The organism is Streptomyces sp. NPDC001770 (assembly GCF_053596135.1).
This window is the reverse complement of sequence record NZ_JBSFFN010000029.1, coordinates 13,262-37,991: the sequence shown is the minus strand read 5'-3', so window position 1 is coordinate 37,991 and position 24,730 is coordinate 13,262. Positions and strand designations below refer to the sequence as shown.

The following is a 24,730-nucleotide window of genomic DNA, read 5'->3' as shown; positions in this document are numbered from 1 at the left end:
GTAGGCTGCCTGGATGGCGGAAGGCGCTGAATTCGCGGTTCTGTTGGGGCGGCTGATGAAACGCAGACGGCTGGACGTCGCCGCGTTGAGCCGGTCGGCGGGACTCGCCGAGGGCGAGCGCGACGGCGACAGCAACGGCAACGGCAACGGCGGTCTGTCCGGTGTGTTGGGGGGCGATGAGCCGAGCCCCTCCGTACTGCGGAAGCTCGCCCCCGCCTTGGGGTTGCATACGGCGGATCTCTTCGTGATCGCGGGCGCCGAAGTCCCCGACGACCTCGCGCCGGTCGACCCGAGGGCAGGAGCGGACGTGCACCGGCTCGTCCGGATCGGGAACACCTTGACGCCAGAACAGCACGTCCTCTTGCGGACGTTCGTGGCGTCGCTGCCGCAGGAGGGCCGCGTACTTCCGCCGCTCACCCCCTGGCCACCTGCGGTCGAGCGCTACCCGGGTGGCCCCGGGGCGCTGCTCATGCGGCTGCTGCGGAACCGCAACCTCGGGTGGACCGCCGCTGCCAAGACGTTCCTCGTGGCGACGGGACGCTACTGGTCGCCCGCCACTTACGGAGGGGTCGGGCGCGGGACCGTCCCTCTGACGGGTGAACTCCTCGCGGATTTCGGTGCCGTACTCGATGTTCCCGCCGCCGACCTGGCAGCGCTGACCGGCCTCACGCCCGCCGATCCCCCATCGAATCCCGCATCGGCCTGTTCCACGCCCGGCAGGGTGAGCGGCCTGGTGTGGGACGTAAGACGGCTGACCGCGGACCAGTTGAGCGGGGCCACCGCGTTCGCGGAATCGCTGGGGTGCTGAGCCCGCAGCGTGCCGCCGCCGCACGCTGCCCGTACTCCGCCCGTACCGACACCGTGCCGACACCGCGCCGAGCGCCGCGTCGACGTCCGTCCGCCCAACTCCCCAACCGCAACCGGCCATCGGGCTGCCGGCGGTCACCTCACCGGACGCCGGTACGCCGTACCCCGGTGGGGCGGCGGGCTCCTGAAAGAACTGGCTGAAAGAACTGACCCCCCTCCCTCCCCTCCCTGTCATCACCCGTGCGGGTGACTTGGTTGCTCCGGGGCGGTTCGGACGGTTACGTTCAGCGCAACGACTTCATACACAGAGCGACCCCCGCCCGGGACGGCAATCCCAGCCGGGGGTCTGACCACCCAGGAAGGCAACAACTTCCCCATGGCTGTAACCGACTTTATCGCGCCCCCGCGCGCCCAATCCGGGCCTGCGCACCCGACCTCCGGGGTCACCCATGTCCGTACCCGGCTGACCTCCGACTTCACGATCCTGCACAACTCCCTGGCCCAACGCCGTGGCAGCGCTGCCGCAGTCGGCGTCGGCGCCTACATCCTGTCGCTGCCGGACGGCGCCCCCGTGACCGTCGACGCCCTCTGCGACCACTTCGACGAGGGCCGGATCACCCTCTCCCGGGCCCTGCGGGAGCTTGAGCATTCGGGCTTCCTCGTGCGCCGGAAGGAGCGTTGGGCCGGGGGCATCATCCGTACCCGGACCTACTTCCGTACGGTCCCGGGCCTGCACCTTCCGGAGCGGGAGGCGCCAGTCCGGAGGGGCTCGGAGCCAGCGGAGTCGGGCGAGCCGGGCCCGGACGAGACGGGCCCGGACGAGACGAGCCCGGACGAGACGAGCCGGCAGGCAACAGCCCTGCCCGCTCCGGTGCTGCCCGCCCCGCGCCCGCCCGCCGAGATGCCGACGGCACCTCCCCCGGAGGCGTCCCCGGTCACGCCTTCGGTCGCGGCGGACGAACCGCAGGCTGACGCCAACGCCGCCGCCGAAACCGAAACCGACGCCGACGCCGACGCCGACCATGACGGTGGCGGTGGCGGTGGCGCGGATGAGCCAGCCGCGGGCGCCGATGTCGCCACCATTCCAGCCCAGTTGGACGAGGCGAACACCGCGGCGGAGGAACCCCCACCCCTCGGTATCTCCGACGTCGACCCGATGGCCGTCGTGATCCTCGCCTCGCTGCGTATCGTCGACCCCCGGCTGATCCTCACCCGTCGCGAGGTCGAGGAAATGGCCCCCACCGTTGCCGCCTGGCTGGCCCACGGGGTCGATGCCGCGACGATCACCCATGCCCTGACGGACGGGCTCCCGGCAGCCTTCCGCACGCGTCCGGCCCGCGTCATCGGCTATCGGCTCCGCAATGAGCCCATGCCCCTCCCAGGGGCGCCCCTCACGACCCTGACCGCCACAACAGGGTCTCCCGGTAAGTTGGTTACGGCGTCACCAGCGGGCGCGGCGCCTCAACCTCCGCCCTGGCAGACCTGCGACGGCGGGTGCGAGCGCGCGTTCCGAGCGCCCGAGCCGGGCTCGTGCAGGGCGTGCGCCGAAGGCGATGTCGCCGCATCCGCATCGGGCCACATCGCCGACGCCGCCACCGGTTCGATCGCGTCCATGCGCAACGCTCTCCGCGAAAGCAAGGAAGCGAGGGCCACCGCACCCACCAAGCGCCGCAGGTTCTCGGCCCGCGAGCAGCCCTGGGCAGGAGCCCCCGCACTCGCCTGAACGGGGCCCGGCCCCGATCCGCTGCCCACCCCCCACGGGGCTCGCAGACACGGAACGAGCCGACTCCGTCCGACGCTGAACTCGTCTTCCCCGTTGAGGGCGGTGATGCCGTGCACGGAGGACCCGGCGTCGAAGCCCCCGAAGGTGGTGGTCGCGGAAGCGGTTGTGCTGCGCGGGCAGTTCTGCCGCGCGCCGCTCCTACTCCTTCTTCTTTATCGCCTCGTTCCAGATGAGCTTCGCGATGTTCGGCTTCACCGCCGTGGTGATGACACCCATGGCCGTGCGGACGTACCGCCGCTCCTCCGCCTCCCGCAGCATGCTCGCCGCGAGGTCCGTGCGAGCGGTGAAGACGCCGTCCGCGCTGGTCTCGGCGGTGCGGTAGGCCGTGACGGCGGAATGCCCGAAGAGGCCCGAGGGGCGTACGAAGGTCCACTCCAGGTCCGTACGACGGATCACCGCCTCCATCCGGCGCATGTCCTCGTGGAGCGTGCGGCCGAGTCGCCGGTTCACCAGCGGGTCGAGCACGTGGTTGAAGAAGTACGCGCCGCTCGGCCGCCATTGGGGGTCGGCGATGCTGGAGCTGACGACCAGCAGCCGCTTGACGCCGTGGTGGGCCATGGCACCGGTGATGGCGGTCGCGCTCGCCGAGTAGGTCGTGATGGGGTCCTTGCTGAACTGCGTTCCCAGCGCGGAGAGTACGGTGTCCGATCCCTCGATCGCCGGGGCGACGGTCGCGGGATCGGTGGCGTCGGCGACCGCCACGGTGAGGCCGGCCCGTGGGGTGAGGGAGCCGGGGCGGCGGGTCACGGCGACGACCTGGTGACCGGCGGCGAGGGCCTGGTCGGTGAGGTGGCGGCCGGTCGGTCCATTGGCGCCGAAGACGGTGATGCGCATGGTGGCGGGTATCCCTTCGCGTGGTGGGCGGAACACCCTTGACTCTGTCGATCGCCCCCCACAGGCTCAACGTTGATGAATAACGCCGCTCCCGTCGCCACCCTCGCACCGGCCCACCCGGCGGCCCGCCGCCGGGGAAGGCCCCGGGGCAATCCGCCCACCCGCGAGTCGATCGTCACGGCCGCCCGGGACCTCTTCATCCGACACGGCTACCGCCGCACCACCCTCCGCGCGGTGGCAGCGTCCGCCGGAGTCGACATGGCCCTCATCGCGTACCACTTCGGCTCGAAGAAGGGCCTGTTCGCGGACGTGATGCGCATCCAGTGCGCCACCGCGCTGACCGTCGACGAGGTCCTCGGCGGCGACCCGGCCACGCTTCCCGAGCGCCTGATCGACGCGGTGACGGGCCTCTGGGAGGACCCCGGTTTCCGCACCCTCGCCGCACAGGGCAGCCTGGCCGCCGACGCCATCGGCGAGTACCTGGAGATCGAGCTGCTGGCCCGGCTTGCTGAATTTCTCGGCGGCCGCGACGCCACCGCCCGCGCCACGGCCGCGGTGACGGTCCTCGGCGGGTTCATCTACACCCGCTACCTCAACCCGCTCCCCACCCCCGCCGCCCTCACCGCGCCCGAGGCCCGCCACCTCCTCGCCCCGACGCTCCGGACGGCACTGGCGCCGCGGGGGGCGCGGGGGCTGCGGTCCGGGACGCCACGCCCCGGTGGCGCCGAGTCCGGGCGCTCCCGCTCCCGCTGATGTCGGCCGCCACCCCGGCCGCCTGCTCCAACTCAATCCTCAGGAGCATCCGTTCACAACGTCTCGTCCCGGCGAACCGCAGGCGCTCGGGGATCGTCCTACGACCCGATGCCCTCGACACCCGACAGCGGGACGCGGTAACCATGACCGCGCCTACCCCGGGCAGCAACGACGGACAAGGATGCTCATGAAGCTGACACTGAAGACCGCGGTGGTCGCGGCGGCCATCGCCTCCACCGCCGTACTGGCGGTCCCGGGAACGGCGTCGGCCGACCCGGTCAAGGACCCCGCCTGCATGGGGGGCAAAATCTGCTTCTACGACGGCCACGACAACACCGGCGAGATGCTGCAGATCTCTCCGGCGGACATTCCCTACATCGACTGGGCGTGGAACGACCGGATCAGCTCGGTGTGGAACCTCAGCGGCGGCCAGGTCTGCATCTACACCGACGCCGACTACTACGGCTACCACTTCAGCATCCCCGCGGGCGAGAAGCAGGAACTTCTCTTCCTCTACGACAACGCGGTCTCCTCCATCTCGGTCAGTGGCTGCGGAGGCTGAACAGGCCGGCCGAACCCGCCGTCCACCCGCGCTTCGGCGGCTAACGGCGGGCGTGACCGGATGACGTCCCGCGTGGCAGCGGGCCTGTCGCCTTCCGGCCGCTGTGCCGGGCCCTCCCAGGGTCCGGCGCCCAAGAACCTGCCGCCGCCGAGGCCCCCGTCTCAGCCGAGCGCGGCCGTGTCCACCACCTCGGTGGCATCCGGGACGTGAACGTCGAGCGGCTCGTCGAAGGCGCTGAACGAGGTGGTGGTGGCGGCCCCCTCGCCTTCGTAGACGACCTTGAGGAGGTACGGCTTGCCCTCGGTGGCCACGTAGAAGGTGAAGGAACCGTCCTCGTCCGTCCCGTCGGCCGACTTCAACGCCCTCGCCGGAGTGCCGTCGATCTCGGTCGCCTCACCCTCGGTGAGCTCATCGAACGAGGCGAATTCCCATGTACACGCGGCGAGTCCGTCTCCGGGCCGCGCCGCACCGACCGGCGTCCTCGCCCACAGGTCCGGCTGCCCCGTGCCAGCCACGTCGTGGCCCGACTCCTCGAGATAGGCCCGGTTCGGGCGTACGTAGTCCGTCCCGTCGGTCCGGATCTGCTCCAGCCCGGCTCCCGTGGGAGAGGTCGTCGTGAACGCGCACGTGGCCTTGAGATCCGTCGACAGTTGGCTGGACGTGACACCACCTCCGCTCTCCTTGGTGACCGTCTTGATGGTCACCGATGCCAGACCGCGCATCGTGGCGTTCGCATCGTCGAGCATCCGCCCGGCGGACGCCCCCTTCGCCGTGCTGCCGTCGGCACTGCCGTCCCCGCCACCGGCCGTGCCGTCGTCCGTGCAGCCGGCCACGGTGACGCCCACGAACAGGCACACCGAGGCGGCCTTCGCCACAGTCGGTATCGTTCTCGTTCTCACAAGCCCCCCTGTCTGAATCCGATCATGCTAGGCCGTGTCCGACAGGCCTGGGGTCGACCATCGAACTGCCGGTCTTCGTACCGCACTTGACGCCGCCCCCGCGCTCAGGACTCCACGGCTTCCCCGTGCTCCGCGTCGGCGTCCAGCAGCCGGGCCAGCAGAGCCGGCCCCTCCGGGCCCTCCAGGAATTCGGGGCCCCAGGAACGCTTCGGCCAGTACACCCGGTCCTCGATCCAGGGGACTCCGCACGGCGAATCGTCCGTACGGCCACGGAGTTCAAGGGTTCCCACGGGCGCCACGGGCGGGTCTGCGGGGAGTCCACCCGACTTCGCGAACCGACCCCGGAGCAGGGGTGCGAGTTGCACGACCCCTACGGGCCGCGCCTCGTCGCCCTCGCCGGCCGGGAAGAGCGCCAGCAGGGCGGCCCCGCCCCACGGCGGGTCGTACACCAGGGCGTACCGCATGTGTACGGGGTCGGGTGCGCAAGCCGCGCGGGCCAGCTCTCGGGCCTTGGTGCCGGGCCTTCCGAAGAGGCAGTACGCCGCGTAGAGCGCCAAGGCGAACCAGCCCACGATGCCGTACCAGTTGTCGAGATCGACCGAGGCGAATCCGATGGACACGACGATGTACAGGCTGAGTACTATGCGGACCGCCCCGCTCACCAGGATCGACAGACCTGACATGCTCCGCAGGGTCTCCACCCGCCACCACGGCACGCTGCGGATGTCGCTCTCGCCACGGCTCCGCGCCTTCGGCCTGGGCAGTGCGGCCTGACGCCGGGCCTCGGCCGCCAGCATCGCGTAGGTGGGCGCGTCGACTCTCCGCGCCGGGCTCTCGTCGTCGTGCGGCATTGGGTTCCCCTTCTCCACGGGCAACGGCCCGCGCCCCACGTGGCTGAGCGGCGGAACAGCTGCACTGACAACGGACGTCGGGGGCCGGTGGTTGGTTCTGCGGAGAGGCCGGGAGGGGGCCGGGAGGAGGAGGCCGGGGAGAGGCCGGGAGGGGGGGCCGGGAGGGGGCCGGGGAGAGGCCGGAAATCCGAGGTCGTGAGTGCCGCTCGCGCCGGTCGTGGACCCGAGTGCGCCGCCCGTCAGGCTGCCGGCCGGGTACGGAGCTGCCGTACGTCCCGCACGAGCCCGAGCAGAGCGCAGAGGCAGACCGCGGCGCTACTCCAGATCCAGCGGGACGATGCCCCGGAGTGGTGCTCGTCAACAGCGACGTACAGCATCAACACGCCGGCGAGAACGCCGAAGACCGAGATCAGAAAGCTGATGCGGTTAAAGGTCACCCGCACATCATCAACTACGTTCCCGGCCTGCGGAAGTGCACCGGAAGGCAACGACAGGGGACGAGTTCGCGAACCGGAGCCGCATGCCTGCCGGGAGTCGCCTGCCTGTCGGCGCCCGTGAGGGAGCCCCGGACGGCGCACGTCCGGGCCTCCCTCGTCCGACGACCTCGGTGACGCCTCCGGCTACCGCACCGGCGGCAGGTTGCCGATCTGGTTCTGCAGCCGGACGATGTCCTCCTCGGCCTTCGCCAGGCGCGTACGGATCTTCTCGACCACGTTGTCCGGGGCCTTCGCGAGGAACGCCTCGTTGCCGAGCTTGCCCTCCGCCTGGGCCTTCTCCTTCTCGGCCGCCGCGAGGTCCTTCGTCAGCCGCTTGTGCTCGGCCGCGACGTCGATCGTGCCGGACAGGTCGAGCGCGACCGTGGCACCGGCGACCGGGAGCGTGGCGGTGGCGCTGAAGCCGTCGCCCTCCGGCTGGAGGCGCAGGAGCTGGCGGACGGCCGCCTCGTGGGCGGCGAGCCGCGTACCCGACAGGTCCAGGCGGGCCGGAACCTTCTGGCCGGGCTGGAGACCCTGGTCGGAGCGGAAGCGGCGGACCTCGGTGATGACCTGCTGGAGGGTCTCGATCTCCGCCTCGGCACCGGCGTCGCGGAATCCGCTGTCCACCGGCCAGTCGGCGATCACGACGGACTCGCGGCCGGTGAGCGTCGTCCACAGGGTGTCGGTAACGAACGGGACGATGGGGTGCAGCAGTCGGAGCGTCACGTCGAGGACCTCGCCCAGGACGCGGGCCGAGACCTTGGCCGCGTCGCCGCCCGCGAAGAACGTCGTCTTGGAGAGCTCGACGTACCAGTCGAAGACCTCGTCCCACGCGAAGTGGTAGAGGGAGTCGGCGAGCTTCGCGAACTGGTAGTCGTCGTAGTACGCGTCCGCCTCGGCCACGACCGTGTTCAGGCGGGACAGGATCCAGCGGTCGGTGGCCGACAGCTGCTCCGCCGGGGGGAGTTCGCCCTCGACCGTCGCGCCGTTCATCAACGCGAACCGGGTCGCGTTCCAGATCTTGTTGGCGAAGTTGCGGGACGCCTGGACCCAGTCCTCGCCGATCGGCACGTCCGTACCGGGGTTGGCGCCCCGCGCGAGCGTGAAGCGCAGCGCGTCGGAGCCGTACTTGTCCATCCAGTCCAGCGGATTGACCGTGTTGCCGAAGGACTTCGACATCTTCTTGCCGAACTCGTCACGGACCATGCCGTGGAACGCGATGGTACGGAAGGGGACTTCGCCGTCCATCGCGTACAGGCCGAACATCATCATCCGGGCGACCCAGAAGAACATCAGGTCGTAGCCGGTGACCAGGACGGAGTTCGGGTAGAACCTCTCCAGGTCGGGCGTCCGCTCCGGCCAGCCCATCGTCGAGAACGGCCACAGGCCGGACGAGAACCACGTGTCGAGGACGTCGGTGTCCTGCGTCCAGCCCTCACCCGTCGGCGGCTGCTCGTCGGGGCCGACGCAGACGGTCTCGCCGTCCGGGCCGTGCCAGACGGGAATCCGGTGGCCCCACCACAACTGCCGTGAGATGCACCAGTCGTTGAGGTTGTCGACCCAGTCGAAGTACCGCTGCGACAGGTCGGCGGGGTGGATGTCCACCCGGCCGTCGCGGACCGCGTCACCGGCGGCCTCGGCGAGCGTCCCGACCTTCACCCACCACTGGAGGGACAGCCGGGGCTCCAGCGTCGTCTTGCAGCGCGAGCAGTGGCCGACGGAGTGGACGTACGGGCGCTTCTCCGCGACGATCCGGCCCTCGGCCCGCAGCGCGGCGACGATGGCCGAGCGGGCCTCGAAGCGGTCGAGTCCCTCGAACGGGCCGTGGGCCGTGATGATTCCGCGCTCGTCCAGGACCTCGATCGACTCGAGGTCGTGGCGCCGGCCGATGGCGAAGTCGTTCGGGTCGTGGGCGGGCGTGACCTTGACGGCGCCGGTGCCGAACTCCGGGTCGACGTGCGTGTCGGCGACCACCGGGATCGTGCGGTCGGTCAGCGGCAGCTTGATCCGCTTGCCGATGAGGTGCGCGTACCGCTCGTCGTCGGGGTGGACGGCGACGGCGGTGTCACCGAGCATCGTCTCGGCACGGGTCGTGGCGACGACGATGGTGTCGTCCCCGTCGCCGTACTTCATGGAGACGAGCTCGCCGTCGTCGTCCTGGTAGTCGACCTCGATGTCCGAGATGGCCGTCAGACAGCGCGGGCACCAGTTGATGATGCGCTCGGCGCGGTAGATCAGGCCGTCGTCGAACATCTTCTTGAAGACGGTCTGGACGGCCCGGGACAGGCCCTCGTCCATGGTGAAGCGGTCCCGGCTCCACGCCAGGCCCGCACCGAGGCGTCGCATCTGGCCGGCGATCTGGCCGCCGGACTCGGCCTTCCACTCCCAGACGCGCTCGACGAAGGCTTCGCGCCCCAGGTCGTGGCGGGACTTGCCTTCCTTGGCTAGTTCCCGCTCGACGACGTTCTGGGTGGCGATACCGGCGTGGTCCATGCCGGGCTGCCACAGCGACTCGTACCCCTGCATCCGCTTGCGGCGGGTGAGGGCGTCGATCAGCGTGTGCTCGAAGGCGTGGCCCAGGTGGAGGACGCCCGTGACGTTCGGCGGCGGGATGACGATCGTGTACGGCGGCTTCTCGCTCTTCGCGTCGACCTCGAAGTACCCGCGTTCCACCCAGCGCTCGTACAGCGGCCCCTCTACCTCGGCCGGCGTGTACTGGGTCGGCAGGTCAGGGGTGCTGTTCGGCCCGATGGGGCGCTGAGTCTCGTCGGTCACGCCGACCATCCTATGACCCGGGCCCTCGGACCTCCTGCCCCCCATTGAGGCCCCCGCCGGACCCGCCCCCGCTCACCCCTCCGGCGGTGGAGCCGTCACCCGCCCGGTGAGAGCCGCGAGCGAATTGCGCACGTGTGTCATGTGGGCCTGCAACTCCTCGCGCCCCACGTCGTGTTCACGGATGACGCGTTCGGTCTCGCGGACCACCCGCTCCTCGCGCACCCGGGCCTCCGAGAGGAGTTCGGCGGCGCGGGCCTCCGCGTCCTCCTGGCCGTGCCGCGCTGCCTCCTCGGCCTCCGTGCGCCCACGCCTCGCCGCCGCGAGGACGGCGTCAGCGCGCTCCATCAACGCGTCATGACGCTCCGTCAGCTGCTTTTCCCGCGCGAGGATTTCGGCCTCCGCGGCCTTGTGGCGCTCGGCGTGCTCCTGCTCCTGGTGGGTGAGGACGCTGGACGTACGGGCACGGGTCTGGGCCATCAGCTCCTCACCCTCCGCCCGGATCCGCGCGGCGTCCTCGCCCGCCTGCGCGAGGAGCTCCGCCGCCACCCGGCGGGCCTCGGCGAGAACGTGTTCGGCGTCCTCCCCTGCCTGGGCCCGTGCCTTCTCCGCGTACGCGCGGGCCGCTTCCCGCGCCTCGCGCCCGGCGGCCTCGGCCGCGTCCCGTACCGCCTGCGCGGCCTCGTGGGCGGCGGCGCCGGACTCGGCCGCCTCCTCCTCCGCGAGGGCGAGGATCGACCGGGCGCGCTCGCTCAGCTCCTGGTACGTCTGCGGGGCGAGGCCCGCAACCCGCTCGGCCAGCCGGGCCGACTCGGCCGCCAGCTCCTCCGCGAGGGCGCTCAGCCGGGAGAGCTCGTCCAGTGCCGCGTCGCGCTCCGCCGTGCGCGCGGCGACGAAACGATCCACCTGCTCCGGGCGGTAGCCACGTCCTCGTCCCCCCACGAAGCCATGTCCGGACACCGGTGCAGCACTCATCCCTGAAGCCCTCTCTTCCGCACGCCGCCATCGATCCTGAGGTCAAGGATGCGGCAATTGGGCCGGAAGTCGGAATCGATCAGCCGCTTTCCGGACGGAAGCGACCGGCGTCACAGCCCGGCGGCGTCCGCGGACGCCTACCGCAAACACCCCAAGGAATACCCGGCCGAACCTGGCCGGACACGCGAAAACGCCCGCCCCTTCGAACGGAGAGGTCCTCCGTTCGAAGGGGCGGGCGCCCCCGGGTCCGCAAGGCACCGGACCGGGCCACGATCGGGCCTGGCCGTCGCACCGAGCGATCAGATCAAGCCGTCCCACATCTGTTCCAGCAGCACCGACCACCAGCTCTCCGGCGACGCCAGCGCCGCCGGGTCCAGGGCCGCCAGGGCTGCCTGGAAGTCGACGGTCCAGCGGCCGGCCTGCTCCGGGTTCAGCCCGTACCGCAGCCGCCACATCCGCCCGAGCAGGGCCATGCACCGGACGAACTCCGGCAGCCCCGTGTTCACGAACTGCGGCAGCACCGACTGCCCGCCCGGACCGGCCTCCACGGGCACGGCGACGATGTTCGCCGTGCCGTACTGGACGCAGATCGCCCGGCCGAAGTCCGTACCCATCACGAGGTACGCCCCCGCGTCCGGCGCGGGCTGCACCTGGCGCTGCGCGGCCAGCTCGGCGAGGGTCGGCACGACCGGCCGGCCCGGCTGGGCCCAGAAGAACGGCCCGAAATCGGCGGGCAGCCCCGCCCAGACCAGGGTCCGGCCCACCGTCTCCGGCACACCCTGACGGGACACGGCCCGCTCGTCGAAGCGGAGCACGCCCTGCGGTCCGAACGCCTGGAGCAGCTCCTCCGCCATCCCCTCCGGCCCGACCGGCGGCGCGGGCTGCACCGGCGGGAGCGGCGCCCGCACCGGGGCGGGCCGCGCGGGACCGTCCGCCACCTGATGCAGCTCGCCCTGGTGGGTGAGGAGGTGCCGCATGCCCTGCTGACGGCTCGCGTGGTCGGTGCCGTACGGGGCGACGCTGGTGATCCGTACCTGCGGCCACATCTCGCGGATCATCCGCGCGCAGTAGCCGCCGGGCAGCTCGCAGGACTCCAGCTCGGTGTGGAGCTCGATGACCTGCTGGGGCGGCACGTTCATGCCCCGCAGCTCGTAGAGCATCTGCCACTCCGGGTGCGGAGTACCCGGCGCCGAACGCCGGATGAGCTGCTGCTCACTGCCGTCGGGCGCGCGGTACCGCAGCACCGCCTGGTAGCCGGGACCCACGGTCGGCGGCTGGGCGGGCTGCTGCGGATAGCCGTACGCGGGCGGCGGCGGAGGTACGGCGGCGGGCCCCCGCGCCCCCGCGACGGGGGGCGGCGGGCCGGGAGGCCCCACCGGGACGCCGGGCATGCCGCCGACCGGGGGGCCGACCGGCGGCGCGGCGAACATCGTCTCGGCATGGTGCACGTCACCGCGCGGACCGGGCGGGGCAGGCGGCGCGGGAGGCGCGGCCGGACCGGGAGGCGCGGCCGGACCGGGAGGCGCGGGCGGACCAGGAGGCGCGGGCGGACCGGGCGGTGCGGGCGGCTGCGGCATCCCCGGACCGCCGACCGCGGGAGCCAGTTGCGTCGGTACGTAACCGGCGGCGGGCACACCGGGCGCACCCGGGCCCGAGACCGGCGGGGGCGCGACGGGACGTACGCCCGGGATGCCCGGGGCGCTCGGCGGCGGGGGCACCGTACTGGGGCGCGGGGCGCGCGGCGGGGCCACGGCCTTGCTGGTCGCCGCGTCCGCGATGTCCTCGGCGTCGGGCGGGATGCCCGGCCCCCGCTCGAGCGGCGGTGTCCCGCCCTTCATCAGCGCGGTCGGGGCGTCGGCGGGAACGTTCGGTGCGGGCGCGCCCTCGTCGTCGGTGCCCGAGAGCGGCGGGGCGAACACGGTGGCGGGCAGCGGGACCGCCGCGTCGTCCGAGTCGCGGTTGGTGTCCGTACCGGCCCACGGCGTGGCGCCGTCCGGCACGGGCGCGGCGACCGGGGAACCCGTCGCGGGCACCCCGTCCGAGGCGGTCGGCTCGTAGTCCTCGGGCTCCGGCGAGGCGGGCCGGGCGGAGGGCGGGGACGGAGGCGGTACGGCGTCGCTCACGGCAGCAGCCCCAGCAGACCCACCCGCCCCGCCGGCAGTAGCCCCGCCAACAACCCTGGCGGCAGCCGCGTCGGACTGCTGCTCACGCCTGCCGTCCGGAATGCCCAGCTTGTCGGCCGCTTCCTGGAGCCACTCCGGCGGCGTCAGCAGGAAGGAGGTCTGGTTCAGGTCGATGCGCGCGGGCGGCTGGGGAGCGGGCGCCGCGTCCTGCGGGGAGCCGTACTCCTCCTCGTAACGCCGTATCACCTCGCCCACCGGCAGGCCCGGCCACAGGGTGGCCTCGCCGCTGTCGCGGGCGATGACCAGCCGCTGCCGGCCGCCGTCCGAGACGGGGCCCTCCGGGCGGTCCTCCGCCCACACCACGAAGCCCAGATCGAACTCGCGGACCCGAACCTCCCGGTGCTGGTAGGCGGGCACGTCACCGTTGACCCACTCGTCGGCCCGCTCCTGCGCCTGTGCGAACGTCACCATCGCGCTCAGCCCTCCACCGGGACGGCACGCGCGAAGCCGCCGTCCACCATCAGGTTCGCCACCGTCTCCAGCTCCTGCGGGCTGCCCGCCAGGCGCTGGAGGAACGCGTCGAAGTCCGCACCGCACGGCAGCAGCAGCCGCTCCGACCGCTCCTGCACCGTCAGGTCGTTCCGGTCGCGCGCGTCGTCGTACGCGCAGAACCAGACCGAACCGATGCCGCTCCCCTTCACCTTCACCGCCAGCAGACCGCCCTGGACGAACGCGACCCCCAGGAAGTCCTTGGTGAAGTGGTCCCGCAGGCACTTGTTGACGTAGACGAGGTCGTTGACCGCCGCCTCCTCGCGCACCGTGAAGAACGGCTGGTCCACCAGAAGCCCGAGTTCGGGGTCGAGCGCGGTGCCGACCGGGGCGGAGCCGCCCGCCGCCTTCAGGAACGAGCGGTACGCGCCCGGCAGCCGGTACCCCAAGTCCTCCTCGGCGCCCTGGATCTGCTGCTCGGACACCGCGACGGCACCCTTCGGCAGCCGGAAGTGCGCGGGCCGGGTGCCCTGCAACGGCCGCGTGCCGCGCCGCTCGTGGTCCACCGGGGTCGTCGTCAGTCCGGCGTGGTGGCGCAGCAGCGGCTTCACGTCGACCGGTACGAGCTCCATCCGGCGGCTGCCCGACACGTGGTGCCAGGTCCAGCCGTGCGGGGTCGCGACGGAGGGAATCGTGTCCCACAGCTCGTGACCGGCCGCCGCCAGCGCCGCGTTCGCCGACACGTAGTCCGTGAGCCGGAGTTCGTCGATGCCGAAACCCTCCGGCGGATCGGCGATCTCCGCCGCCGCGCGCGCGTACGGGGAGAAGTCGGGATGACCGTTCGCATCGATCCGCACCCCCCTCGGGTGGCGCGACGCCCGGACCGGGTCCGGGAAGTGCACGACCTGCCCGGCGTAGGCCGCGTTCGGTGGCGCGGCTTGCTGCCCGAGCCGACCTGTCGTCATGGCGGTTGCCCCCTGCTGCGTCCGGTGTTCCGCACAGCCTATGCGGTGGCGCAACAGGCCGGACCGCCCCTTTCCCGGACGTCACCGACCGTCACATCAGGGTGACGGAAGAGCGACGGTTGGGCGGCTTTGAGCGACACGCTGCCCCCAATACCGCCCCAGCTTCCCCACCGTCCGACACATTTGACAGGCTGTCCCCCGCAACTCGGGGGATTGCACGGGAGGAATTCGACGCCATGCACGATGTACATACAGTCACTTCCGGGGACCCGCGCCTCAGCTGGAGCACCACCGACTCCAACCGCACCCCCCGGCTGCTCCACCGCCGCGACGGCATCCTGCCGGCCGTGGCCGCCGCGCTGTCCGTACGCGGGGAGACACTCACCTGCACCGCGGGCAAGGGGGACCAGCCACCTGTCCTGCACCACCTCGTCCAGGACTTCCTGGACACCCTCCCCACCAGCCAGCGCGAACGTTTCACCGGCCGCTGCCCCGAGGCGATACTCCTCTCCCGGCAGCTCGCCGCAGCCGAGGAAACCCGCTCCAAGCGCGCCCAGCGCAAACCCCTCACCAGCGGCGAAGCCCGGCGCGCGCTCAAGCACGGCCGCCTCACCGCCCGCCACATCCGCGAGGACGGCGACCCCCGGCACGGAAGCTACGCGGCACCCTGCCGCTCCTGCTCGGTGATGCTCGCGCACTTCGGCGTACGGCCCGTCGGCCTCACCGTCAACGGCGCGGCCACCTCGGCCGAGAAGGGCTGACGGCGTCCCCATGCAGAACGTGAGCCAGCACGATCCGGGCCGGCGGATTCCGGGGCAGCACGACCTGAGCCGGCACGACCCGGTCCGGGACCACAGCACCCGCTTCACCCCCGTCGTCGAGAAGGCCCTGCGCGCGGCGGGCTGGGAGCCCGGCCGCTGGATCATCCGGCAGGCCGAGGAGTGGGCCGACGCGCTGCGTGCGCACACCTCACCGGCGGGACACGAGCACGCGGTGTTCCCGGCCGTGGTCGAGGCCTGGGCGGAGTTCGGCAACCTGCACATCCCCGCGCCCGGTCCCGGCCGGCAGATCGCCCCCGCCTCCGTGACGATCGACCCGCTCGGCGCCCTCCACCTCGCCCGTACCCTGGGCGACCTGGGCCGGGCCCTGGAGACCGAGATCAGCCCCCTGGGCCAGGAGAGCCAGGGGCAGGCGGTCCTCGCCATGGACACCGAGGGGCGCGTCTACAGCATCGACCACACCGGCGACTGGTACCTCGGCGCGGACATCGACCGGGCCCTGAACACCCTCCTCACCGGCATCCAGCCGACGCGGCTGACGTCGGGCTGAGGGGACGGGCCGGGGGGGGAGGCGCGGTACTACCCCCCGATCAGGCCCTCGACCGCCTCGGCGACCGCCGCCGCCTGAAGGTCGCGGCCGGTACGGTTCGGGTGGACGTACCAGGGCAGTTCACGGCCCCCGTAGCTCACCTCGGAGCTCTCCAGCAGGGCGCCGATGCCGCGCCGGGCGCCGTCGCACCCGGTGGTGGTGCCGGTCCGGGCGTAGAGGTCGACGTAGGTCGCCCCCGCCTCTTCGGCCGCCTTCTTCATGAGGGCGCCGAGGGGCCGCTGCACTCCGGCGTCCAGGAACGTCAGGGCGTCCTGGCCGATGTCCGCGAACGGCTTCTCCGCTCCGCCAGGAACCTCCGCGAGGCACAGCGCGGTGTCGGCGGGTACGAGCCGGGGGTAACCGACCAGCACCACACGGGCGGCCGGGGACTGGGCCTTCACCTGGTCGAACATCCGGGCCAGGTCCTGCTGGACGGCCGCCATGCGCCCCGCGAGCCACGGCGCCCCCTCCCCCGCGAAGTACGCGGCGCACTCCGAGGCCGGCGAGGTGGCGTCGACCGGGTCGGCGGGCATCAGCAACCCCTCGGGCCCGCGCAGCCGTTGGGAGCACTGCTTGAGGATGCTCGCGACCCCTGCGGTGTTGCCGCCGAGGCTGCCGACCACCAGCCCGGTGTCCGGCCCGAGCGCCGCCGCCTGCGGAGCGACCCGCTCCCCACCGGACGGCGAGAAGCTCTGCGCCTCCCACACGTCACGGATCCGGGCACCACCGCAGGACACGTCCGCCCGCACGTCGAGCCGAATGCCTGCCGAGGCGAGCCGCTCGACCGCCTTGACCGGGTAGTTCTCGGCGGACCGCAGGCACCCGGCGGGGCCGGCCGTGGGGGCGATGCCGAAGTTGCCGGTGGAGGAGTCGCCGATGAACACCGTCCGCACCGGCGCGGTCGCGGATACGGCAACAGGCGCCGGGGCGGCGGCCGTCGCCCACAGGCCGAGCGCGACGAGCGCGGCGGCAGCGGTCTTGCGCACGCGAGTTCCTTCCGGAGAACGTGGACACGAACTCCGGATATTACGTTGCGCGGTGGATCAACTACGCTACGACATCAAGGGTTTCGGCCCAGCGGTGGCTCGGCCGGCAGCACGGCGGACACCGGCGGGTCCGCGAACGGCTGCCGCGTGCCGGCCTTCCGGAGGTCCAGGACTCGTACAGCGCCCGGACGCGCGGGCGTTCGGTGTCCACGGGCAGCACCGTGAGGTCCTCGGCCCGACTGCCGGGAAGGGGCCGCCGCCAGCCGGCAGTTCGAAGGCGAGCCCTACGGGGCGGCGCCCTCCGTGCTCTCCACGCTCTCCCCCGCGCCACGGACACCGAGCCCCTGTCCCGGCAGCGCCACCTCCATCGACACCGCCTCCACCTCGGGCGCCACCACCACCCCGGGGACCGACACCTCCGGCCCGTCCGCGTCCTCCGCCGCGCCGGTCACCGGCGCGTCCGGGAGTACCGCCGACACCCGGAATCCGCCCGCGTCGGTCGGGCCCGAGACGAAGACGCCGCCGAGGCCGGTCACCCGCTCCCGCATCCCGACGAGCCCGTTGCCCCCGCTCGGCAGATGGGCGTCGGCGGCAGCGGCGTCGGACGGACCGTTCTCCACCTGCATCGCGACCTCCGCCTCGCGGTGCGCGAGCCGTACCCACGTCTTCGCGCCGGCCGCGTGCTTGTGCACATTGGTCAGCGCCTCCTGCACCACCCGGTACGCGGTCCGCTCGACCTGCGGGGCGTACGGGCGCGGGTCGCCGTCCACCGACAGCTCCACGGTCATGCCCGCCTGCCGCGACTGGGCGACCAGCGCCTCCAGCTCGCCGAGGCGCGGCCCGTCCTCCGGCATCGACGCGGCGGCGGCGGCCGCAGCGACGGCCCGCCCCACGGAGGCCAGCGGCTGCCGTCCGTCGCCCGGGCCCGCGCCGGAACCGGTACGCGGCGCGACCAGGGTGTCCCCGCTGCGCAGCACACCCAGCATCTCGCGCAGCTCGGTCAGCGCCTGGCGCCCCATGTCGCCGACGAGCGCGGCGTTCCGTACCGCCTTCGCCGGGTCCTTCGGCGCGATGGCCTGGAGCGCCGCCGCGTGCACCACCATCAGGGACACCCGGTGCGCCACCACGTCGTGCATCTCCCGGGCGATCCGGGTCCGCTCCTCCGTACGCGCCCACTCCGCGCGCTCCTCGGCCCGGTCCGCGAGCAGCGACAGCTCCCGCTCCAGCGAATCGGCCCGTTCGCGCAGGCTCTCCATCAGCCGTCGGCGCGCGCCGATGTAGAGGCCGAAGAGGAGCGGCGGCGCGGTCAGCCCCAGCGCCATGAAGAGGGAGACGACGGGTGCGTACCAGTGCCCCGGCACGGCGGCGGAGGACGCCTGGTCGACGAGGTTCCGGCTCAGCCGCAGGTACGTGACGATGAAACTGCCGACCAGCGACATCCCGGTCAGCACGACGGTGATCCTGCGCGGCACGTCGGAGGCGGCGAGCGAGTAGAGGCCGACGATGCCCATCAGGAAACCGACCTCGGCGGGTGTGGTCGCGATCGACACCAGCACCACGGCGATCGGCCACCGGCGCCGCAGCACCAGGACCGACCCGGCCAGCAGCCCGAAGAGCACGCCGACCGGCACCGGCAGCCGGGCCTCCTGGGCGAACTGGATCCCCTCCAGCCCGCACTCCAGCGCCGAGACCAGCGCCAGCCCCACGTCCAGGGCGACACCGCGCCGCCGTTCCCACCACCAGTAGCCGCGGGTGGTCATTCCCGCCGCCTCCCGGTCTGCCCCCGTTGCGGTCATGCCATCCACCCTACGGGCGGGCGCATCCCATTTTCGGGTGACCGCAACAGCACGACACGTGTTCGAGCGACGCGGAAACCGCGGAGGGATCCCCGGAAGCGGCGCTTCACGCGGCCCACCAGCGACAGAGGGCGTTCCGGGCGATCACGGCCACGTGACAGACGTCTCCGGCGGGCGGACGGCGGCACCGGCGGTGGAATTCCGACATCGAACACCGGAGACGGCTTGCCACGCACATCCCGAAAAGTGCCCATCCGCACCGTCGCACCGAGGGGCGGAGGTACGGCATAGTAGGGGCTGCCGATCACCCGGTTCCATCGAATCGGACATATAGGGCAATCCATCCCGGGTCGTCTAATGGCAGGACAAATGGTTTTGGTCCATTGAATGAGGGTTCGATTCCTTCCCCGGGAGCTGTCAGACGCGGGCCCCGACCTCACCGGTCGGGGCCCGCGCCCGTTTCCGGCACATGCCCCCCCGGTATCCTGCGGGTGACCGCACCCGAAAGCCGAAGGGCACATCCGTGAGCGCCAGCAGCCCCGCAGCAGTCGTCGTCCTCGCAGCGGGTGGAGGCACCCGCATGAAGTCGAAGACGCCCAAGGTCCTCCACGAGGTCGCCGGGCGCTCGCTCGTCGGGCACGTCGTCGCCGCCGCCCGCGAACTCCACCCCGAGCAGCTCGTCGTGGTCGTCGGGCACGCCGGCGAGCAGGTCGTCGCGCACCTCGAAGCACACGACGCGGATGTACGCACCGCCTTCCAGGCCGAACAGAACGGCACCGGGCACGCCACCCGCATCGGGCTCCAGGAGCTCGGCGGCGTCGAGGGCACCGTGATCGTCGTCTGCGGCGACACCCCGCTGCTCTCCGGTGAGACGCTCGGCGCGCTCGCCGCCACCCACGCCACGGACGGCAACGCCGTCACCGTGCTCACCGCCGAGGTTCCGGACTCCACCGGCTACGGCCGGATCGTGCGCGACGCGGTCAGCGGCGCGGTCACCGCGATCGTCGAGCACAAGGACGCCAGCCCGGCCCAGCACGCGATCCGGGAGATCAACTCCGGGGTCTTCGCCTTCGACGGCCGGCTCCTCGCGGACGCGCTCGGCAAGCTGCGCTCGGACAACAGCCAGGGCGAGGAGTACCTCACCGACGTGCTCTCCCTCGTGCGCGAGGCGGGCCACCGGGTCGGCGCCTCGGTCGCGAAGGACCACCGGGAGATCCTCGGCATCAACAACCGGGTGCAGCTCGCCGAGGCCCGCCGCCTGCTGAACCAGCGGCTGCTGGAGCAGGCCATGCTGGCCGGCGCGACGATCGTGGACCCGGCCTCGACGCTGGTCGACGTGACGGTCACCTTCGGGCAGGACGCCGTGGTGCACCCCGGTACGCAGCTGCTCGGCGCCACCCACGTCGGGGAGGACGCCGAGGTCGGCCCGAACTCCCGGCTGAAGGACACGGTGGTCCACGTGGGCGCCCGGGTCGACAACACGGTCTCCGACGGCGCCGAGGTCGGCCCCGGCGCCACCGTGGGCCCGTACGCCTACCTGCGTCCGGGCACGAAGCTCGGCGCGAAGGCGAAGGCCGGTACGTACGTCGAGATGAAGAACGCCACGATCGGCGAGGGAACCAAGGTCCCGCACCTGTCGTACGTGGGCGACGCGACCATCGGCGACCACAGCAACATCGGCGCGGCCAGCGTGTTCGTGAACTACGACGGGGTGAACAAGCACCACACCACGATCGGCTCGCACTGCCGCACCGGCTCGGACAATATGTTTGTGGCACCGGTCACGGTCGGGGACGGGGTTTACACCGCCGCGGGCTCGGTCATCACCAAGGATGTACCGGCAGGCTCGCTGGCCGTGGCCCGGGGCCAGCAGCGGAATATCGAGGGTTGGGTCGCGCGCAAGCGGCCCGGAAGCGCCGCCGCTCAGGCCGCCTTGGCCGCCACACAGGATTCCGACGGCGAAAGCTGACCGGAAACACGTGCGCCGGAGTCGGCGTACCGTGATAGATGCTCACCCATTTCGGCTGGCACGTTGCACATCGGGACACATGCGTGCAACGGTCAGAAACACGTCTGAGGAGACTGTGCTGTGACCGGGATCAAGACGACCGGCGAGAAGAAACTGATGCTCTTCTCCGGCCGCGCCCACCCCGAGCTGGCCGAGGAGGTCGCACACCAGTTGGGTGTCGGTCTCGTGCCGACGAAGGCCTTCGATTTCGCCAACGGTGAGATCTACGTCCGCTTCCAGGAGTCCGCGCGCGGTGCCGACTGCTTCCTGATCCAGAGCCACACGGCTCCGATCAACAAGTGGATCATGGAGCAGCTGATCATGCTGGACGCGCTGAAGCGCGCCTCGGCACGTTCGGTGACGGTGATCGTGCCGTTCTACGGTTACGCCCGCCAGGACAAGAAGCACCGCGGTCGCGAGCCGATCTCGGCCCGTCTGGTCGCGGACCTGATGAAGACGGCGGGTGCCGACCGCATCCTCACCGTCGACCTGCACACCGACCAGATCCAGGGCTTCTTCGACGGCCCGGTCGACCACCTCTTCGCGCTGCCGATCCTCGCCGACTACGTCGGTGCCAAGGTCGACCGCTCGAAGCTGACGATCGTCTCCCCGGACGCCGGCCGCGTACGGGTCGCCGACCGCTGGTGCGACCGTCTGGACGCCCCGCTGGCGATCGTGCACAAGCGCCGCGACAAGGACGTTCCGAACCAGGTCAGCGTCCACGAGGTCGTGGGCAACGTCGAGGGCCGGGTCTGCGTCCTGGTCGACGACATGATCGACACCGGTGGCACGATCTGCGCCGCCGCCGACGCCCTGTTCGCCCACGGTGCCGAGGACGTCATAGTGACGGCCACCCACGGTGTGCTCTCCGGCCCGGCCGCGGACCGGCTGAAGAACTCCAAGGTCAGCGAGTTCGTCTTCACGGACACCCTGCCGACCCCGGGCGAGCTGGAGCTCGACAAGATCACGGTGCTCTCCATCGCCCCGACGATCGCGCGCGCGGTGCGCGAGGTCTTCGAGGACGGTTCGGTCACCAGCCTCTTCGAGAGCGACGAGCACTGATCGTCGCCCCCTGTGCGGACGGCGTCGACCGCTGCGCACCGTTCCGCCACGTTGCACGAGTAACCCGCAGGTCAGCGGGGTGCTGGTGCGGGCGGTACTGATCCACTTGGGGGACGGCCTCCCCGCCGGGTAGACTCACGGAGTTGCTCGGCGAGGGAGGCCGTACTCATGTACGGCGGTCCGTTATCGACGCGCTCTTCGTAGCAGGCCATCAAGTCGTGGCCGGGTGACCAGTCCATTTTCGTCACCTCACGAGGAGTGCAGCCATGGCCGACCAGATCAACCTCGCCGTCGAAGCCCGTTCCGAGTTCGGCAAGGGCGCCGCCCGTCGCGCCCGTCGCGCCAACCTGGTTCCCGGGGTCGTCTACGGCCACGGCGCCGAGTCCGTGCACATCAACCTGCCGGCCCACGAGCTCCAGCTCGCGCTCCGCACGCCGAACGTCCTGATCGGTATCGAGATCGACGGCAAGAGCGCGCTGGTCATCCCGAAGGCCGTGCAGCGCAACGCCCTCAAGGGCAACATCGAGCACGTCGACCTGCTGACCGTCAAGCGCGGCGAGAAGGTCAACGTCGAGATCGCCGTCGAGACCGAGGGCGACCTCGCCCCGGGCGCCTACCTGCTGGAGTTCGTCCAGAACACCCTGAGCGTCGAGGCCGAGGCCACCCACATCCCCGAGTCCGTGACGGTCTCCGTCGCCGGTCTGACCGCTGGTGACTCGATCCTCGCCAAGGACATCACGCTGCCGAAGGGCTCCGTGCTCTCCGGTGACGAGGACGCCATCGTGCTCCAGGTCGTCTCCGCGCAGGCCGAGGAGCCGGCCGCCGAGACCGCCGAGACCACCGAGGCCTGAGCCTCCGTCTCGCACCGACCTGCTTGACCGACGGGGCGGCGGCCTCCCTTCCCGGGAGTCCGCCGCCCCGTCGGCCTGTGCGGGGCACCCTGGCCCGTACGGCCCGTACCAGCACCGCACTCCGGCCCGTTCCGCCCGGCCCGTATCCGAGGAGACAGCGCGCAGATGTCCGACGTCACCGACCCCTGGCTCATCGTGGGCCTCGGCAACCCCGGCCCCGAGTACGCCGCGAACCGGCACAACGTCGGCTTCATGGTCGCCGACCTGCTGGCGGAGCGTATCGGCGGGAAGTTCAAGCGGGCGCAGAAGGCGCAGGCGCAGGTGCTGGAGGGGCGCGTCGGCCCGCCCGGACCGGCGAACCGGCGCGTGATCCTGGCGAAGCCGCAGTCGTACATGAACCTGTCGGGCGGCCCGGTGACGGCGCTCCGCGACTTCTACAAGGTGCCGACCGACCACGTCGTCGCGATCCACGACGAGCTGGACGTCGACTTCGGCGCGCTGCGGCTGAAGCTGGGCGGCGGCGACAACGGGCACAACGGGCTGAAGTCGATGACCAAGTCGATGGGCCCGGAGTACCACCGGGTGCGTTTCGGCATCGGCCGCCCGCCGGGCCGGATGCAGGTCGCGGACTTCGTGCTGAAGGACTTCTCCTCCACCGAGCGCAAGGAGCTCGCCTACCTGGTGGACCGGGCGGCGGACGCGGTGGAGTCGCTGCTCGCGGACGGGCTGGAGCGGGCTCAGGGGGCGTACAACTCCTGAGCGTCCGGAGGTCGTCGGTGGCGGGGCGGCCGTGGCCGGTCCGCGGGAGCGGCTGCTGTCCGGGTCAGGGCCAGAAGCAGATCGCCGCCGTCACGCACACCGTGAACGTCCCCGTCATCCAGTACAGGGCGAAGGTGTCGAGCGGCACCTTGCGCCAGGGGTTCTGTTCCTGTTCCACGATGTCGGCCCCGATCCGCTTCGCCACCGGGGCCAGCGCGGCGACGAACATCAGCAGCAGCGAGCTGTAGACGTACAGGGTGACCGGAACCGAGTAGCCCTTGACCGCGGCGTCGGGCAGCACGACCACCCAGCAGACCATCGGAGCGAGGAACATGCGCCGGCGCGCCGTGCGCGTCGGCATGCACCGGCCCAACGCGGCCAGGTAGACGACGGTGACACAAGCCGCGATGATCCACCATTCACCGGTGGTCGGACGAGAAAGCATGATCGTGACTCCCTCTGGGGTTCGTGCACGATCATAGGAAGCCGATCATCAGGGGTGTACGGCACCACTCGGCAGGAAATCCCGGCCGATCGCTGCCCGCCTCCGGCAACTGCCTCTCCGCGGCTCCGGCCGCCCGACGCGCGGGGGAGCCGCCTTCGCGTGGGCGTCAGGCTCCGTCCGGCCGGGCCTGGTCGAGGAGTTGCTGGATGCGCAGCCCCCGGGCGGCGTCGATGCCGGTGCCGGTCCCGGTGCGTACGGCCTCGGCGAACTCGCGGCGGAGCACCGGCCAGCACTCCTCGTGGTCGATGCCGGCGGTGTCGTAGACCAACTCCTCACCGGGGCCGAAGAGTTCGATACGGGTGCGGGCGCGGGGCAGCTGGACGCTGCCGGACAGGGACGCCTGGCTGACCGCGCCGTTCTCGTGTTCGCAGGTCAGCTCGATCCAGCGGCGGGGGTCGCCGGTCCCGCGTACGGAGACGATCGGGGCGACGGCGCTGTCGAGCAGGTCCAGCAGGTGCGGGCCGAGGTCGAGCAGCGCGCCGTGCTCCAGACGCCAGGAGGTGGCGAACTCGCCACCGAGGAAGGCCCCGTGGAGGTAGCAGGAGCGGGCGCCGGAGACCTCGCGGCCGGCCGCTTCGGCGAGGAAGGCGCGGGTCGCGGGGTGGTAGCGCTTGGTGAGGACGAGCTGCGAGATCACACCGTGCTCGGCGACCGCGTCGGCGACCGTGCGGGCGGCGGCGAGGTCGGCACCGAGCGGCTTCTCCAGCAGCAGGGCCTTGCCGGCCTTGGCGGCACGGGGGGCGAGCGACGCCTGTACGGCGGGGGGTACGGCGAACGCGACCGCGTCGCAGCCGTCGAGCAGCTCCTCGAAGGAGCCTGCGGCGCGGGTGCCGTAGGCATCGGCGACCTCGGCGGCGGCCTCCGGGCGGCGGGCCCAGACGCCGGTGAGGGTGGTCTCGGGTCCGGCCGCCAGCATCCGGGCGTGCATGGTGCGGGCCCACGGCCCCGCGCCGACCAGGCCGACGCGGACCGGCGGGTGCGGCCAGGTGCCGTTCGGGGTGCCGGCGGCGGGGGGCTGGGACATGGGGTTCTCCATCGGGGTGCGGGGCGAGGGGCGTGCGGGCTCGGACGAGCGCGGCCGGACCGTGTCCGACCGCGCTCGTCGG

Annotated in this window: 22 protein-coding genes and 1 tRNA gene; 11 read left to right on the top strand and 12 right to left on the bottom strand. The window is 71.9% G+C overall.

Going from position 1 to position 24,730, the window contains the following annotated elements; genetic code table 11:
• The first annotated feature begins 13 nt into the window (after positions 1–13).
• Both ACWCSV_RS24105 and ACWCSV_RS24100 read left to right on the top strand, forming a co-directional pair.
• Positions 14–808: a hypothetical protein gene (locus ACWCSV_RS24105; protein ID WP_451145437.1), complete on the top strand. Its 795-nt coding sequence runs from the start codon at positions 14–16 to the stop codon at positions 806–808.
• Between the two features lie 375 nt (positions 809–1,183).
• Positions 1,184–2,530, top strand: a complete 1,347-nt coding sequence (locus tag ACWCSV_RS24100; protein ID WP_451145435.1) for a translation initiation factor IF-2 — start codon at positions 1,184–1,186, stop codon at positions 2,528–2,530.
• Between the two features lie 198 nt (positions 2,531–2,728).
• Here ACWCSV_RS24100 and ACWCSV_RS24095 read toward each other — a convergent pair whose 3' ends face one another.
• A complete protein-coding gene (locus tag ACWCSV_RS24095) occupies positions 2,729–3,424 on the bottom strand; it encodes an NAD(P)-dependent oxidoreductase (RefSeq protein ID WP_451145433.1) in 696 nt (231 codons plus the stop codon).
• Positions 3,425–3,499: 75 nt separating this feature from the next.
• Between ACWCSV_RS24095 and ACWCSV_RS24090 the strand changes: the two genes are divergently transcribed.
• Together ACWCSV_RS24090 and ACWCSV_RS24085 are read left to right on the top strand one after the other, a co-directional pair.
• Entirely contained in the window at positions 3,500–4,177 is a 678-nt protein-coding gene (locus ACWCSV_RS24090; protein ID WP_451145431.1) for a TetR family transcriptional regulator, read from the top strand.
• Positions 4,178–4,364: 187 nt separating this feature from the next.
• Positions 4,365–4,739 carry a peptidase inhibitor family I36 protein gene (locus ACWCSV_RS24085; protein WP_451145429.1) on the top strand — a complete coding sequence of 125 codons (375 nt, stop codon included), beginning with the start codon at positions 4,365–4,367 and terminating at the stop codon, positions 4,737–4,739.
• Between the two features lie 161 nt (positions 4,740–4,900).
• Here ACWCSV_RS24085 and ACWCSV_RS24080 read toward each other — a convergent pair whose 3' ends face one another.
• From ACWCSV_RS24080 to ACWCSV_RS24050, 7 genes are all read right to left on the bottom strand, one after another.
• The gene (locus ACWCSV_RS24080) at positions 4,901–5,614 is read right to left on the bottom strand and encodes a hypothetical protein (RefSeq protein WP_451145427.1); all 714 of its coding nucleotides are present in this window, start codon (positions 5,612–5,614) and stop codon (positions 4,901–4,903) included.
• A 128-nt stretch (positions 5,615–5,742) separates the two neighbouring features.
• On the bottom strand, positions 5,743–6,489 hold the full coding sequence (locus ACWCSV_RS24075; RefSeq protein ID WP_451145425.1) for a hypothetical protein: 747 nt from the start codon (positions 6,487–6,489) through the stop codon (positions 5,743–5,745).
• A gap of 239 nt (positions 6,490–6,728) precedes the next feature.
• Entirely contained in the window at positions 6,729–6,926 is a 198-nt protein-coding gene (locus ACWCSV_RS24070) for a hypothetical protein (RefSeq protein ID WP_451145423.1), read from the bottom strand.
• A 183-nt stretch (positions 6,927–7,109) separates the two neighbouring features.
• Complete coding sequence (locus tag ACWCSV_RS24065) at positions 7,110–9,740, bottom strand: valine--tRNA ligase (RefSeq protein WP_451145421.1); 2,631 nt, start codon at positions 9,738–9,740, stop codon at positions 7,110–7,112.
• A 72-nt stretch (positions 9,741–9,812) separates the two neighbouring features.
• The gene (locus tag ACWCSV_RS24060) at positions 9,813–10,712 is read right to left on the bottom strand and encodes a cellulose-binding protein (RefSeq protein ID WP_451145419.1); all 900 of its coding nucleotides are present in this window, start codon (positions 10,710–10,712) and stop codon (positions 9,813–9,815) included.
• Positions 10,713–11,011: 299 nt separating this feature from the next.
• The gene (locus tag ACWCSV_RS24055) at positions 11,012–13,306 is read right to left on the bottom strand and encodes an SUKH-4 family immunity protein (RefSeq protein WP_451145417.1); all 2,295 of its coding nucleotides are present in this window, start codon (positions 13,304–13,306) and stop codon (positions 11,012–11,014) included.
• Between the two features lie 5 nt (positions 13,307–13,311).
• Complete coding sequence (locus ACWCSV_RS24050; RefSeq protein ID WP_451145415.1) at positions 13,312–14,289, bottom strand: SMI1/KNR4 family protein; 978 nt, start codon at positions 14,287–14,289, stop codon at positions 13,312–13,314.
• A gap of 236 nt (positions 14,290–14,525) precedes the next feature.
• Between ACWCSV_RS24050 and ACWCSV_RS24045 the strand changes: the two genes are divergently transcribed.
• Positions 14,526–15,050, top strand: coding sequence for a YwqJ-related putative deaminase (locus ACWCSV_RS24045; protein ID WP_451145413.1), 525 nt, complete (start codon positions 14,526–14,528; stop codon positions 15,048–15,050).
• A gap of 10 nt (positions 15,051–15,060) precedes the next feature.
• Positions 15,061–15,618 carry an SUKH-3 domain-containing protein gene (locus ACWCSV_RS24040; protein ID WP_451145411.1) on the top strand — a complete coding sequence of 186 codons (558 nt, stop codon included), beginning with the start codon at positions 15,061–15,063 and terminating at the stop codon, positions 15,616–15,618.
• Positions 15,619–15,647: 29 nt separating this feature from the next.
• Here ACWCSV_RS24040 and ACWCSV_RS24035 read toward each other — a convergent pair whose 3' ends face one another.
• Together ACWCSV_RS24035 and ACWCSV_RS24030 are read right to left on the bottom strand one after the other, a co-directional pair.
• On the bottom strand, positions 15,648–16,643 hold the full coding sequence (locus tag ACWCSV_RS24035; RefSeq protein ID WP_451145409.1) for an SGNH/GDSL hydrolase family protein: 996 nt from the start codon (positions 16,641–16,643) through the stop codon (positions 15,648–15,650).
• Between the two features lie 284 nt (positions 16,644–16,927).
• Positions 16,928–18,439, bottom strand: coding sequence for a sensor histidine kinase (locus tag ACWCSV_RS24030; RefSeq protein WP_451145407.1), 1,512 nt, complete (start codon positions 18,437–18,439; stop codon positions 16,928–16,930).
• 343 nt (positions 18,440–18,782) lie between these two features.
• On the opposite strand from ACWCSV_RS24030, the gene ACWCSV_RS24025 reads away from it, so the two are divergent.
• From ACWCSV_RS24025 to pth, 5 genes are all read left to right on the top strand, one after another.
• Positions 18,783–18,853 (top strand) — tRNA-Gln (locus tag ACWCSV_RS24025).
• Positions 18,854–18,962: 109 nt separating this feature from the next.
• Positions 18,963–20,408, top strand: a complete 1,446-nt coding sequence (gene glmU, locus ACWCSV_RS24020; protein WP_451145405.1) for a bifunctional UDP-N-acetylglucosamine diphosphorylase/glucosamine-1-phosphate N-acetyltransferase GlmU — start codon at positions 18,963–18,965, stop codon at positions 20,406–20,408.
• Positions 20,409–20,528: 120 nt separating this feature from the next.
• Positions 20,529–21,509 carry a ribose-phosphate diphosphokinase gene (locus tag ACWCSV_RS24015; protein WP_387363498.1) on the top strand — a complete coding sequence of 327 codons (981 nt, stop codon included), beginning with the start codon at positions 20,529–20,531 and terminating at the stop codon, positions 21,507–21,509.
• 266 nt (positions 21,510–21,775) lie between these two features.
• Positions 21,776–22,360 (top strand): 50S ribosomal protein L25/general stress protein Ctc, encoded by a 585-nt coding sequence (locus tag ACWCSV_RS24010; protein ID WP_451145403.1) that lies wholly within the window; start codon positions 21,776–21,778, stop codon positions 22,358–22,360.
• 165 nt (positions 22,361–22,525) lie between these two features.
• Positions 22,526–23,119, top strand: coding sequence for an aminoacyl-tRNA hydrolase (gene pth, locus ACWCSV_RS24005; protein ID WP_451145401.1), 594 nt, complete (start codon positions 22,526–22,528; stop codon positions 23,117–23,119).
• 64 nt (positions 23,120–23,183) lie between these two features.
• On the opposite strand, the gene ACWCSV_RS24000 is transcribed toward pth, so the two are convergent.
• Both ACWCSV_RS24000 and ACWCSV_RS23995 read right to left on the bottom strand, forming a co-directional pair.
• The gene (locus tag ACWCSV_RS24000) at positions 23,184–23,564 is read right to left on the bottom strand and encodes a hypothetical protein (RefSeq protein WP_451145399.1); all 381 of its coding nucleotides are present in this window, start codon (positions 23,562–23,564) and stop codon (positions 23,184–23,186) included.
• Positions 23,565–23,730: 166 nt separating this feature from the next.
• Positions 23,731–24,648 carry a Gfo/Idh/MocA family protein gene (locus ACWCSV_RS23995; protein ID WP_451145397.1) on the bottom strand — a complete coding sequence of 306 codons (918 nt, stop codon included), beginning with the start codon at positions 24,646–24,648 and terminating at the stop codon, positions 23,731–23,733.
• Positions 24,649–24,730 lie beyond the last annotated feature (82 nt).

What these genes read in the sequence shown, in the direction of transcription:
- ACWCSV_RS24105 (WP_451145437.1), top strand. Translation starts at nt 14, where the DNA reads ATGGCGGAAGGCGCTGAATTCGCGGTTCTGTTGGGGCGGCTGATGAAA.
- ACWCSV_RS24100 (WP_451145435.1), top strand. Translation starts at nt 1,184, where the DNA reads ATGGCTGTAACCGACTTTATCGCGCCCCCGCGCGCCCAATCCGGGCCT.
- ACWCSV_RS24095 (WP_451145433.1), bottom strand. Translation starts at nt 3,424, where the DNA reads ATGCGCATCACCGTCTTCGGCGCCAATGGACCGACCGGCCGCCACCTC.
- ACWCSV_RS24090 (WP_451145431.1), top strand. Translation starts at nt 3,500, where the DNA reads ATGAATAACGCCGCTCCCGTCGCCACCCTCGCACCGGCCCACCCGGCG.
- ACWCSV_RS24085 (WP_451145429.1), top strand. Translation starts at nt 4,365, where the DNA reads ATGAAGCTGACACTGAAGACCGCGGTGGTCGCGGCGGCCATCGCCTCC.
- ACWCSV_RS24075 (WP_451145425.1), bottom strand. Translation starts at nt 6,489, where the DNA reads ATGCCGCACGACGACGAGAGCCCGGCGCGGAGAGTCGACGCGCCCACC.
- ACWCSV_RS24060 (WP_451145419.1), bottom strand. Translation starts at nt 10,712, where the DNA reads ATGAGTGCTGCACCGGTGTCCGGACATGGCTTCGTGGGGGGACGAGGA.
- ACWCSV_RS24055 (WP_451145417.1), bottom strand. Translation starts at nt 13,306, where the DNA reads ATGGTGACGTTCGCACAGGCGCAGGAGCGGGCCGACGAGTGGGTCAAC.
- ACWCSV_RS24050 (WP_451145415.1), bottom strand. Translation starts at nt 14,289, where the DNA reads ATGACGACAGGTCGGCTCGGGCAGCAAGCCGCGCCACCGAACGCGGCC.
- ACWCSV_RS24045 (WP_451145413.1), top strand. Translation starts at nt 14,526, where the DNA reads ATGCACGATGTACATACAGTCACTTCCGGGGACCCGCGCCTCAGCTGG.
- ACWCSV_RS24040 (WP_451145411.1), top strand. Translation starts at nt 15,061, where the DNA reads ATGCAGAACGTGAGCCAGCACGATCCGGGCCGGCGGATTCCGGGGCAG.
- ACWCSV_RS24030 (WP_451145407.1), bottom strand. Translation starts at nt 18,439, where the DNA reads ATGACCGCAACGGGGGCAGACCGGGAGGCGGCGGGAATGACCACCCGC.
- ACWCSV_RS24010 (WP_451145403.1), top strand. Translation starts at nt 21,776, where the DNA reads ATGGCCGACCAGATCAACCTCGCCGTCGAAGCCCGTTCCGAGTTCGGC.
- pth (WP_451145401.1), top strand. Translation starts at nt 22,526, where the DNA reads ATGTCCGACGTCACCGACCCCTGGCTCATCGTGGGCCTCGGCAACCCC.
- ACWCSV_RS24000 (WP_451145399.1), bottom strand. Translation starts at nt 23,564, where the DNA reads ATGCTTTCTCGTCCGACCACCGGTGAATGGTGGATCATCGCGGCTTGT.
- ACWCSV_RS23995 (WP_451145397.1), bottom strand. Translation starts at nt 24,648, where the DNA reads ATGTCCCAGCCCCCCGCCGCCGGCACCCCGAACGGCACCTGGCCGCAC.